We start from the raw sequence: 12,872 nt of genomic DNA, 5'->3' as shown, positions 1-12,872 counted from the left end.
TTGTTTGTTGCCTTTTCTAAAAAGGCAACAAACAAGAATTATAGTTCTTACTATTTGATAAATAAAAACATCTTAGAATGAAACATCTTTTTTTTGTATTCCTATTGAGTTCAGTAACGGTTATTCAATCACAAAATAAAAAACCGAATGTGCTGTTTATTGCTGTGGATGATTTAAGAACCGAATTAGGGTGTTATGGTTCAGAAATCGTGAAATCTCCTAATATAGATAAACTTTCAAGCGTAGGAGTACAATTTAATAGAGCTTATTGTCAAGAGGCAATTTGTGGTCCTTCTAGAGCAAGTATCATGACGGGTGCTAGACCAGAAACTATCAATGTTATTGATTTATTTCAAGATTTTAGAGAAAACAGACCTAGTATTGTAACCATTCCTCAACATTTTAGAGAAAATGGATATGAAACTGTATTTACAGGAAAAATATTTCACGGTCAATATACAGATGACGTAATGTCGTGGAGTCGTAAACCTGTAAAAGTAAAAAGAAGCGAAAATGCTCCTATTACCAAAGGAGGATATGCTTTAAAAGAAAGTCAAGAAATTTATACTCAAAATAAAATTGCTTTAGAAGCTAAGTATGGTGCAAAAATCATTCGTGAAAATTGGTTAGCAAAAGGACCAGATACCGAATGTGCTGATGTTCCTGATGACACTTATGAAGATGGGTACAATACTAAAAGTGCTATCGCAACTTTAGAGGAGCTAGTTAAAAATGATAAGCCTTGGTTTTTAGGCTTAGGATTTAAAAAACCACATTTAGATTGGATTGCACCCAAAAAATATTGGGATATGTATGAGGAAAACAATATTCCTATTGCTACCCAAGTAAATCCCCCAAAAGATGGTGCTGCTATTGGTTTGTCTGAATCTTTAGAAGTTAGAGTAGGGGCAGATATGCCAAAAACAGGTGATTTTTCTCCAGAATTGCAACGTCATTTACGCCATGGATACTATGCGTGTATCAGTTATATAGATGCTCAAATAGGAAAAATGGTACAAGCTTTAAAGGATTCAGGAGAATACAACAATACAATTATTGTTTTGTGGTCAGATCATGGATTTAATTTAGGTGAAATGGGATATTGGGGAAAAGCAACCAACTACGAAATAGCTACAAGAGTCCCTTTTATAATTGTGGCTCCAAAAGTTTCCGACAAAGTAAGAGGACAAAAATCGGATGCTTTGGTAGAGTTGCTAGATGTGTATCCTACTTTGTGTGATATAGCAGGTTTAGAAAAACCAAAACATTTGGAAGGTAAGAGTCTGGTAAAGTTGTTGAAAAAACCAAGTGCTAACGGAGCAAAAGCTGCGTTTAGTGTATTTCCATCACCTGCCTTAAGAGAGTGGGCAGCAAGACCTTTTACACCTCCTTTCCGTACGACCTTTTTTATGCCTTTGATAGAAAAGATTGAGGCTAAAATAGAAAAGCAAATGGGGGATAAATGGGATAGAGATACTTTTGAGCGTTTTGTAATGGGCTATGCCATGAGAACGGACTCTTATAGGTTGGTGCTTTGGAAAGATAGAAGAAGACTCAATGAAGAACCTTTGTATGTTGAATTATACGATCATAAAAAAGATCCTATTGAGTCTGTAAATATTGCAAAAGAAAATCCTAAGTTGGTGGCTAAATTAACGAAGCAATTAAACGCTGAGGTTTACAAATAGAATTAGAATAAGTAATTCTAAAAAAGGCAAAGAACACACATTCTTTGCCTTTTTTTTTGTTTTCTAGAGTATTGCTGTAAGTATATAATATTATGTGAAATTACTAGTTTAAAAAGATGCTTGCTTAGAGCTTTGGAAGGTGTTAAAATTACCGGTAAATAGATAAATAAAAAATAAATCTGTAGTGCCTTTAGGAATATTTAAAAGGGGGCAAAGGGTAAGTTCTAGTGGTTTTCGATAGAGAATTGTATCGATAATTATTGTTTATCTGAATTTTTTGAATGAGAATGCTTTTAGAATTTCATCCAAATTAAGAAAATGTACTCTTGAACAAAGGATGTATTTTTTCTATTGCTAAAGACAGGATGAGGTAAATGAGTTTTTCTTAGGTAAACAAAACAAAAAAGAGGGAAGCTTTTAAAGCTTCCCTCTTTTTTAAATAGAGTATATAAACTGCTCTTAGGGTCTAGGGTTTAATTTAATCCAAGAAAGACTGTCAAAATAAATAGTTTGAGGTCCAGTAGTGTTTGGATTGTCTGCAGTTTCAAATCGAATGTCAATTCTAGTTCCAGCAGCAATAGCATCTATTGTAATTTCTTTTTCAATTTTTACCCACTTTCCTTTTTCTACACCATCTATAGACCAATCTTCGTTTTGTAATAATGTAGGTCCAGATTTAATTTGAGTTTTAAATATTTTAATATCATTAGTGTCATCTGTATCAATATCATCAATATAAATCATATAGCTCATTAAGTAGGTTCCAGCTTCAATTCCACTAGGTTTGCTTAAATCAGACCCTAACAAACTAATGTTGCTAAGTTCTTCAATTTTAAATCTCATACTAGCATCTCCATCGAAAGCTTTTTCAGTAGTTCTTACAAAAATAGGATTACTTTCTGTACCGTTACTGTTACCAATAAAATAGTTTTGACAAAGTCCTTTTTTCCAGTTGGCATTTTCGTTTTCAAAACCAGCAACATCTTGTACAAAAACACTAGCTCCTGCATCTTGTTTTACTTCTAAAGGACCAAAATTCTCTAAAACTCGACCATCAACAGAAGTTACATTACCGTCTGTAAAAGAGATTTCAATCGTATCTGTATTATAGATAGTTTCTGCTAATTCAAGGTCTATTAGAGAACTATCATCTGAGTTGATAGAAACACTGGATACAGGTATATTTGCATCAAAACCAGCAGCAGTATTGGTTACGTGGACTGTGAATTTAGAGGCTTGTGCAATGACAGATTCAATTTCTCCAGTGACACTAAATGAAATAATACCATTGTTTAACGTTACGTTACCATCAATCACAAAAGGTTTGCTAGATGGGATTACTTTAATAAGTACAGGGATTAGTTTTTCGGTAGTATAGGCAGGTACATCAGAACCACTTCTTTTACTTTCTATATAAGCAGTATATTCTCCAGGTTTATTATATCGTACATTGGAAACTTCTTTGGTAGATTCTTCTGGTTTCCCCCCATCTGTATACCACGTTCTTGCAGTCGATCTTCCTGTTGTGGTAAGATCTGTAAAAACAACTTCTTCTCCTGCTTCAATGTTAATTACTTGCCAGTCAGATTTATTTTCTATAGTGGGTTCATCGTTTTCATTTAAAGAAAAAACATCTTGTAAAACAGGGTTTTCAGGATCGGTAACATCATAGGTAGATAATTTTAGAGCAGGTTTAATTCTGTCAAAAACATCAATAGTAAAAGTTTGTTCTGCTACCCATTGGTCTTCTATAAGTGTAGTTCCTTCTATTTCTTCTTCATATGTGTTTTTAAGAGTAATGGTTTGTAAACCAGCTTCTGTAAAAATCACATTAACTTTAGTGTCACTTATCGTATTTCCAGTATTTGGGATAATGTAAGGAGTAAAATCTGCAATAGCTCTGTTTAAATCTCCTTTAATAAATTTTGCCGTTTCTGGAATGGTAAATAAATTAGTACTTGGGTTTTTAGATAAGTCTAACAAAGTAATGTAGTCTTCAATACCTAAGGTATAGTCAGCTTCTTCGAACCCACCACTGGTGTACCATAAAAATGACGAGTGGTCGGTTGTTAAATCGGGATCATTACTGCAGCCAATTAAAGCTGTAAATGATAGGAATAATATGAATAGTTTTTTCATGGATTTGTGCTTTTATTATTTTAAAGAACCTTGATTGTATAAGGTTTCTGAAATAGGCAATGGTAAATAATCGTGTAAATTGGAATTGTAATTAGCGGCTGCTTCATCAAATTCATTAATAGTAATAGTAGCATCTGATGGATCTGGACTAGTCCCTTTTTGAATTAAGGATTTGTTTCTATTTGTACCTGTTTGCGTTGTATAGTCATCTAAGTAATATTCTTGACTGGCCAAAGAGTTGAAGCGATCCTCTATAACACCCCATCTTCTAAGATCAATAGATCTTTGTGCGTATCCTTCATTACACAATTCCAAAGGTCTTTCTTTATACATTAAATGTTCCATTAAAGATTCTTCAGTATAAATTACTTCGTCAAAATCATAAGAACTTCCATCGCTAGGCCCTAAAAGTACCAATCCCCAACGTCTTCTAATTTTGTTGATGTACGTTAAAGCATCTGTAATGTTTCCAGTTTTAATTTGACATTCGGCATACATTAAATACACATCGGCTAGTCTATACAGTACTAAGTTTTTACCAGATTTCCATGCAGTTTCTAAAATATTATCTTCACTTGTTACAATATCGTGATTAGTAAGTTTTTTAAAATATGAGAAGGTGGTACCTGCAAAGGTGGTTAGTACGTTTGCAGTGGTTCCATAATATTCTGATTGTTCATCATTAACTACAGCAACCATTTGTGCAGCTCTTAAAGATACATTTCTAAGTTTTACACCTCCGCTACCATCACTTACATAATTTCTTGGGTCGTTAGAGTCTAATTCTTCAGCAGAGTATTCATAAGTTAGCCAAGCGGTAGGTACCATAAAAGAACCTCCTTTGGCAACTGTTGGTGCAGCATATCTAGCAAATCTGTTAAAGAAACTTTCTTCATCAAAAGTACCGTCTTGTTGTTGGTGGTCTTGAGAGTAGTTAATTTCAAAAATAGATTCATCATTAAAATCTCCAGCCTTTGTAAATAGCAAGTTAACATCGTCTCCTTCTAATAGTTTATATCCGTAATCGTTATTGGTAATTACATCTAATAAGTATTGTTTGGCTAATGCATACTCCTGAGTGTACAAGTAGCTTTTACCTAAAATGGTTGCGGCTGTACCTGCAGTTACTCTTGATTTATCTTCAAAAGTAGGGGGAAGGTTGTTGTATGCATACATCAAATCTTCTCTGTAAAAATCAATCACTTCTTGTGAACTAGATACAGGTTTAGAAAAATCGGAGATGGTTACAGGAATTTTATCTCTAATAATTACCTTACCATTGTTGTAGTTTGAATTTAAGTAAAAATGCATCAAACCTCTAAAAAAACGAGCTTGTCCCATTTGTTCTTTCCATCCGTCTTGCTCTTTAAATTCTTGTCCCATACTGTTTAAACCAGCAATTACTTGGTTAGCTCTCCAAATTACTTGGTACATAGCATCCCAACTTTTTTCGTAGTCTTTTACACTGTTGTTATAGGTTTTTCTATACCAGGGCAATGCGTTTTGATAGGGATTGTCTCTGTCTTTTGGATAAGCAATATCACTTCTCCAAGATTCAAAATCTACCGAAATAAGGTAGTTGTTTAATAAGGCACCATATACAGAAGTAAGGTTGGCATTAGATTCTTCTAAATTACTCCAATACAAGTCTGCAGAAATGGTGTTAGGATTTGTTTCTTCTAAAAAATCTTCAGAACAAGAAGAAGCAACAAATGTAAATAAGGTATAACTTATATATAATAATAGTTTTCTCATGATTTCTTAGTTTTAAAATTTAAGGTTAAGTCCAACAGTGTATAAAGCCGTTAGCGGATATCTAGCTCTATCCAAACCTCTAGTAGCAACATTTCCACCTACTTCAGGATTGTATCCAGAGTACTTGGTAAATGTTAATGCGTTTTGTGCTGAAACATAAAATCTTGCATTGGTAATTCCCAATTGCTCATTTATTTTTTTAGAAAGATTGTATCCTAGAGTTACTAATTTTAACCTTAAATAATCTCCATTTTCTAACCAATAATCTGTGTTTCCTCGGTAATTGTAAGAACCACTCTTGTTGTCTCCATTGTTTAATGGAATATTGGTGTCTTGGTTTTGTGGAGTCCACATATCAACCAGTCCTTTGTGATTTCCTACGGCATAAGCAGCTGCTTTGGTTCCGTTTAACAATTCGGATCCTACAGTTCCATACCAATTCATAGCCAAATCAAAGTTTTGGTAGGTCCACTTAAGGTTCAAACCAAATTCAAAATCAGGCAATCCACTTCCCATGTAATGTCTGTCTTCATCTGTAATATCTCCATCTTTGTTATGATCTACATAAATTAAATCTCCCAATTGCGCATCAGATCTTGATGGGAATTTTTTATACTCATCTAGTTGTTCTTGAGTTTTAATAATTCCATTAGTTTCTAATAAAAAGTAGGCACCAGCTTCGTAACCTTTGGCAATAGCGGTGGTAATAGCTTGTGGGTCACCGTTTATTAAGGAAGAATTAGCATTGTAAATCACACCAGTGTCACCAGACATTTTGGTGATTTTGTTGTTGTTGGTAGTAAAAGTTGCATTCACATCCAACCTGCTTTTTCCGATTCGTTCTCTATATTTTGTGGCTAGTTCTAACCCAGAATTGGTCATGTTACCTACGTTTAAGGTAATGGTAGGGTCGTAATAAGCTCCTGAAGACCCTGGTAACCTTACAGGGAATAACATGTCTTTTTTCTGTGTATTGTAATAATCGGCCGTAAAGATGATTTTGTTTTTAAGAATTCCTATATCGATACCAATATTTTGCTGAACAGAAGTTTCCCATTTTACATTTGCATTGGCATATGATCTAATAGCGGTTCCATAAGAGGGAGAATTGTCATCTGCATCAAAAACATAATCACTACCAAAGGCAATGTTAGAGGTGTATTCGTAAGGATTAAAACTTTCATTCCCTACAGTTCCACTACTAATTCTCAAACGAAAATTGTTTACAGATCCTTTCATATTTTGCCAAAAATCTTCATCAGAAATATTCCAGGCTAAAGAAGCGGAAGGGAAGACACCCCATCTATTATTTTGAGAAAATTTAGAAGAACCATCTCTTCTGACTAAGGCAGAAACTAAGTATTTACCTTTGTAGTTGTATTGAACTCTACCCAAAAGACCAATAATTTTTGAGGTATAGTTGAATCCTGAATATGCATCTGGATTGATACTTGCTCCGTTCAAAACATCTACATTGTTATTGATAATCCCTTGTTTGTAAGCGGTAAATTCTTTTTGTTGCGTTTCGTTAATGGAGGTGGTTGCTAAAAGACGAATGTTGTGGTCTCCAATTCTTTTATTATAATTTAAGATAGCTTCTGCAGTATAGTTGGTTCTTCTTGTGTTGGAGGCAGAAACTGAACTACGCGTGGGATCTTTGCTACTAACATCGTCATCAATATCTACTTCGGTGTATTGAGGAGAAAATTGATTTTGATTTTGGTTTAAAATAGTACCTCCAATACGAGCGGTGATATCAAACTCCTTGGTGATTTGTCTAGTAATATTCAAGCTTGCATTTACTCTATCGGTATCCGTTACATTGGTGCGAGACAAAGCTTGTGCAAAATTGTTAATGTTCGATCTTCCCAGTTGATCGGTATATACTACGTCTGCATTGGGTTCTACTCTAGGGTAATAGGCTGGATATCTAATAGCGCTCACCACCAACCCAGAACTAACTCTGTTATTGGTTTCTGTAGTAGCAGCCAAACTTCCATTTATTTGCCATTGGTCTGTTTTATAGGTAGTACTAACCCTAGCGTTGTATCTTTTAAATCCAGAATTGATCAAAGCTCCTTCTTGATCGTAATATCCTCCAACCATGTTGTAAGAAAAGTTTTTTGTTCCTCCAGATACATTCAAGGTGTATTGTTGTGTTTGTGCTCCGTTGACCAGAACAAGATCATCAAATCTATTGTCGTTATTTAACCAATCGGGGTTTCTTAAAGGACCAGGGGTTCCAATATCAGGAGTCCCTAAATTGTATTTTGTCAATTCATAAGAAATTCGTTCTTGAGCATTCATTAAAGGAACTACATCACCTAGATATTGAAAACTGTTTGAAGCATTAAGGCTAATACTCATAGCTCCTTCTTTTCCCTGCTTGGTCGTGATTAAAATAACACCGGCAGCTCCTCTAGTACCATAAACGGCCGTAGAAGCAGCATCTTTTAAAATATCAATGGTTTCAATTTCGTTAGGACTCAACCTAGGGTCTCCTTCTTGTGGAATTCCATCAACAACAAATAAAGGAGTGTTATCACCACTTAAAGAGGTAATACCTCTAATTTGAATACTAGCACTTTCTCCTGGTTCTCCACTAGGAGCAGTAATATTTACTCCCGAAACTTGACCTTGTAGGCTAGAGGCAATATCTTGATTTACAAAGTTTTCTATGCTTTCTGCTTTTATTTGTGAAACAGCACCTGTAATTTCTTTTTTCTTTACAGAACCGTATCCAATCACAACAACTTCATCTAAGTCTTCTACACTGGGTAGCAAGGATACGTTCATGTTTGCAGAAGTAACTTTGACGGTTTTGTTAATCATTCCTACGGAGTTAAAGATTAGAATATCTCCCATAGAAGCTTTAATGGAGTAGTTCCCGTCAAAATCTGTAAAAACACCTTTGTTAGAATTTTTGATTAATACACTAACTCCTAATAGAGGTGTTTTGTCTACCTGATTTGTTACAGTACCTTGTACTTTTATTTTTTGTGCATAGCTGTTAATACTACAGCAACATAAAATAAGTCCTAACACGAATAGTGTTTTTTTTAGACATACTATTTTTAGATTACCTTTCATTTACTTTAGTTTGGATTAGTTTTATGGTTTTTGTCCTTTTAAAATTATATAATTCTTAATTTTAACTATAATTTACTGACAAAATGTTAAATACAAAGAGACGAGTTTTTGTTAATAATAAGTTTGTTGATTTTAGCTAATAACAGTACTGTATTGCTTTTTTAAGTCGTTTTTTGATGTGTATGAACATTTTTTTGTTTTTGTCTAGTTTAAATATATCAATTGTCCTGTTTTATGTATGTGGTTTAATGCTGTTTTTTAGCTTTATTATTGCTGAAAATGTAATTTTATAGGTTTTTTATGTGAATTAATCAAAAAAGGACTTGCTCTTGTGAATGAGTGATTATAACCAACTAGTTATATGTGATAGTTTTGTTATCTAATTAAAGACGAAACAATCATGATTAAAAAATTACACAAAATATCAATGTTGCTAATGTTTGCTTTTGCAACAATACACGTAAGTGCACAGGTATATACTTTTGATACTGATACAGAAGGTTGGATATCTAATGGTGCTGGAGCTTGGGGATCTACTAATGAATATTTAGCAGGAACGTCTCCTAATACAGGAATTTTGCATATAAAAGCTAAGTCTGTGGATAATGCTAATATTCAGGCATATATGCCAACAAATTATACAGATCCTTCAGGTTTTAATACAGATACTTATCAATATGTAAGAATAGTTTTAAAGAATAATTCTGAAAGTGAAGTTTTAAGATTTAGGGTTAAAATTGATGGTGCTGGTGGATATAAAAATATTACGGATAAAGCAATCACCAAAAATGACACTAGTTTTAAAACATATGATTTAGATTTATCCGAAGATACTTTTTGGAGTGGAACTACATCAGACATAGCAATGGCATTTATAGGAGTAGATGGAGCTAATTTTGCTGGAGAAACAGTAGAGATTGATTCTGTTGAGTTTCTCACAACGAATCTGTTAAGTACTAAAAACAACACTTTAGAAGGAGCAAATGTGTCTGTAGCTAATGATGTTATAAACATTGTAGCACCAGTAGGAAGCCAGTCTAATGTATATGCTATTACAGGTGGTTTGGTAGCTTCATCTAACCAAGCATCTATAGATGCTTCATCTTTAGCTTCTGGAGTTTATTTTGTAAAAGTGGCAAATGTAGGTAAGGTATTTACTAAAAAAGTAATTATAGAGTAGTGTATTTAGTAGTTGTTACAATTAATTAAAAAAGCCTGTAAGAATTAATTCTTACAGGCTTTTTTAACTCTCATAAGTAAGTTTTTATTCTTTAAAACTTTATCAGCAGTCATGTCATCGAATTCTAATTGGACATTTTTTGTACAAGAAGTTAAACAAATCGACATAGCAACGATCGCTAATAGTTTTTTAATAAATTTTTCATAGCATTTAAAGCTTCATATTATTTATTTAAATTTTAGTAGGGGTTTATATGCCTTATTTTTTATTAAATTAAAATGATGAAACTTCAAATATTGTTAAACTCAGTGTTTAAAAAATACTTGTATAAGTATACATAGTGTTTCTATGAAGTTTTACTTGTTGGTAACTTACAGAACGGCATTTAAATAATCGTAAAATTTAATAAATGATATACAAACAGTTAGGTAAGTACTTGCTATTATTTGTATTGATGTTAACCCAAAGTGGTTTTTCACAAACATTAGAGCAAAAAGCAAGAGTTAAAATAGATAGTTTAAACACATTAATTGCTGAGGTAGAATCCTTAGGAAAAGATGCTTTAAAAGAAAAGTTGGCAGTTCGTACTGCTGAAATTTTCTTAAAGTTTGCCAACTGGGATGAAAAAAACATAGCTGAAAATAAGAGTCATTTTGAAAAGTATTGGTTGTACAAAAACGTAGCAACGCAAATGGCTGAGGAATTGCCAGATTTTGAGAGAAATGACATTTTAGCATTGTTAGATGAATCCATAGCGTACATTAAAAAAATTAAAAAAGGAGAGGTTTTTAGAGCCCCTATTCCAAAAGTAGATTGGTCAAAAGTAACAGTCAAAAAAGATGAAATTATCAGAGAAAACAACGAGCCTGTTTTTTTGGCAGATTACACTTGGAAACCTGATACACCTGAGTTGACTGAGTTTTATGGTGAATTGAATGGTTTTTACATCTCTCCAAACTATGTGACCAATGCTTCGGGTAAAATAAATCAAAACGTAATAAATAATTTAAATACAAAAGAGAGTGGTACTCCTGGTTTTGTGTTCATCAATAATAAAAATGTACCTCAATGGGCTATCGATAATTATGGTGAGGATTTTACGAAGTTTCAAGGTGCTCCATTTCTAGATTATGATATTGATCATCCAGGAGCAAAAGTGATGGTATCTCATTTGTTAAAAGGAACAGTGGCAAAAATGAAAGGGAAACATTATACAGATTTAGGCTATATGTTGTGTAATGAGCCAAGATGGATTACCTACAAAGATGGTGCAAAAAAAGTTTGGTACACAAGTGGTGTGAGTAATTATACCATAGATAAGTTTAAAGGTTGGTTGCAAAACAAACATCAGAATATAGCTCAGTTAAATGCTTTATGGAATTCCAACTTTTCTAATTTTGAGGAAGTGGCTATAGACATTCCAATTGATATTTCTTTAATGGGAACACCAAAATGGTACGATTGGGTAACTTTTAATGAAGATAGAGTTACAGATTGGTTTACATGGATGAAATCAGAATTAAGAAAATACGATGCTACTGCCAAAGCTCAGTTAAAAATAATGCCTTCGTTCTTTACTGAAAATGATCCTGCTACAGGAATAGATTTAGAGGCTTTAACCGAGTTGAGTGAGATCAACGGAAATGATGTAGCTGCCAATTACAATTACATGGTCAAAGGAAAAAGTATCAAAGATGAGAAATATGCTTTTGGATGGAAAGAGTTGTATATGGGCTATGATTTCTTAAAATCTGTACAACCGAATCAGTTGATCTTTAATTCAGAAAGTCATTTGTTAAGTACCAACAATGCAAGAGACTTGTACATGGATCCAAAATATCCTAGAGCTGTGTATTGGGTAGCGCATACCTTAGGGTTAAACGCTTCTCAAACTTGGTATTGGCCAAGAAAAGAGGACGGTTCTCTTAAGTCTGGCATAACAGGTGCTTATGCGGGTTCTAACAATCAGCAACCTCGTGTTACAAATGCATTGCATGCAACTATGATGGATTTAAATACACATAGTGAGTTAATCATGAAAATGCAACGAGAACGTAAGCCAATTAGAGTTTTCTATTCCAAAGCTGCAGCTGCTAATAAAGGGAACTATATGGAAGGTGTGTTTGAAATGTACGAGGCTTTAAATTTTGAAGGAATTCCTTTGGGCTTTGCTACCAAAAACATTGTATCAAAACAAAATACAGATTTGTGGGATGTGATTGTGGTACACAAAACAGAGCAAGTAACCATAGAGGAGTTAAAAACCTTACAGAATTACATAGACAATGGAGGGACTGTAATTTCGGATGCAATAAGTTTGAAAAAGAATGAATACGGACTCCCATTAACAGGATTGAAACAAACCAAAGGTAGGTTGATTTTAGCGAATACAGTTGAGCATGCAAAAATGGAGGCTCTGCAAATTTTAGCATCCAAAAACAACTTGCCAAAAGTTACAGTTGTAGAAACCAATGCAAATGGTTACAAAGGATGTACTTGGAGATGTGTAAAAAATGAAAAAGGAAATTACGTACTGTCTATTGTGAATTTAGGAAAAACAGATGCTACGTTAGATATAAAAATAAAAGAAGCTAAGAATGGAACAGTTTGCAAGGATTTGTTGAATGGAGTAAAGGTGCCTGCTAAATTAATTTTAAAACCTTACGATGTTTATTTGATTGAATTGACAGATGAAAAAGGAGAGGATTTGACTTCTGACGAGGAAAGCTTAAAAAAAGAAAAGTTAGGAACCTTGTTTCCAAATCCTTCAAAAGGTCCTTTCACAATTGATTTGAATGAGTTTCAGACTCAATTGATTGTGGAGGTTTACAGTATGGATGGTTGTTTGATTTATGAAAATGAATTCAACAATGTAAAAACGTTTGAATACAATAAAAATGAGGATTGGAGCAAGGGAATGTATTTGTTGAAGTTAAAAACAAAAACAGCCATTCAAAATATAAAATACATCAAAGCGTAACGCCAATAGTCTCTTGGTTTTAGAAATTTGAGTGAATTTT

General features: G+C 33.5%; 6 protein-coding genes. 3 read left to right on the top strand and 3 right to left on the bottom strand.

What is annotated here, in order from left to right:
* Positions 1-77: 77 nt before the first annotated feature.
* Positions 78-1,688, top strand: coding sequence for a sulfatase (locus Q4548_RS06880; RefSeq protein WP_303452952.1), 1,611 nt, complete (start codon positions 78-80; stop codon positions 1,686-1,688).
* Between the two features lie 459 nt (positions 1,689-2,147).
* Here Q4548_RS06880 and Q4548_RS06875 read toward each other — a convergent pair whose 3' ends face one another.
* Genes Q4548_RS06875 through Q4548_RS06865 form a run of 3 tightly spaced genes read right to left on the bottom strand, consistent with a single transcriptional unit; the run spans position 2,148 to position 8,672 of the window.
* Positions 2,148-3,827: a hypothetical protein gene (locus tag Q4548_RS06875; RefSeq protein ID WP_303452950.1), complete on the bottom strand. Its 1,680-nt coding sequence runs from the start codon at positions 3,825-3,827 to the stop codon at positions 2,148-2,150.
* Between the two features lie 15 nt (positions 3,828-3,842).
* A complete protein-coding gene (locus Q4548_RS06870) occupies positions 3,843-5,582 on the bottom strand; it encodes a RagB/SusD family nutrient uptake outer membrane protein (protein ID WP_303452948.1) in 1,740 nt (579 codons plus the stop codon).
* Between the two features lie 12 nt (positions 5,583-5,594).
* Positions 5,595-8,672, bottom strand: a complete 3,078-nt coding sequence (locus Q4548_RS06865; protein WP_303452946.1) for a TonB-dependent receptor — start codon at positions 8,670-8,672, stop codon at positions 5,595-5,597.
* 400 nt (positions 8,673-9,072) lie between these two features.
* Here Q4548_RS06865 and Q4548_RS06860 point away from each other — a divergent pair, with 400 nt between their 5' ends.
* The gene (locus Q4548_RS06860; protein WP_303452945.1) at positions 9,073-9,852 is read left to right on the top strand and encodes a T9SS type A sorting domain-containing protein; all 780 of its coding nucleotides are present in this window, start codon (positions 9,073-9,075) and stop codon (positions 9,850-9,852) included.
* 409 nt (positions 9,853-10,261) lie between these two features.
* Positions 10,262-12,832, top strand: coding sequence for a T9SS type A sorting domain-containing protein (locus Q4548_RS06855; RefSeq protein ID WP_303452943.1), 2,571 nt, complete (start codon positions 10,262-10,264; stop codon positions 12,830-12,832).
* Positions 12,833-12,872: the final 40 nt, after the last annotated feature.

The organism is Wenyingzhuangia sp. 2_MG-2023 (assembly GCF_030548295.1).
In the GTDB taxonomy this organism is placed as follows: domain Bacteria; phylum Bacteroidota; class Bacteroidia; order Flavobacteriales; family Flavobacteriaceae; genus Wenyingzhuangia.
Note: the sequence above shows the minus strand (reverse complement) of the source record. Positions and strands in the feature narration are given on the sequence as shown.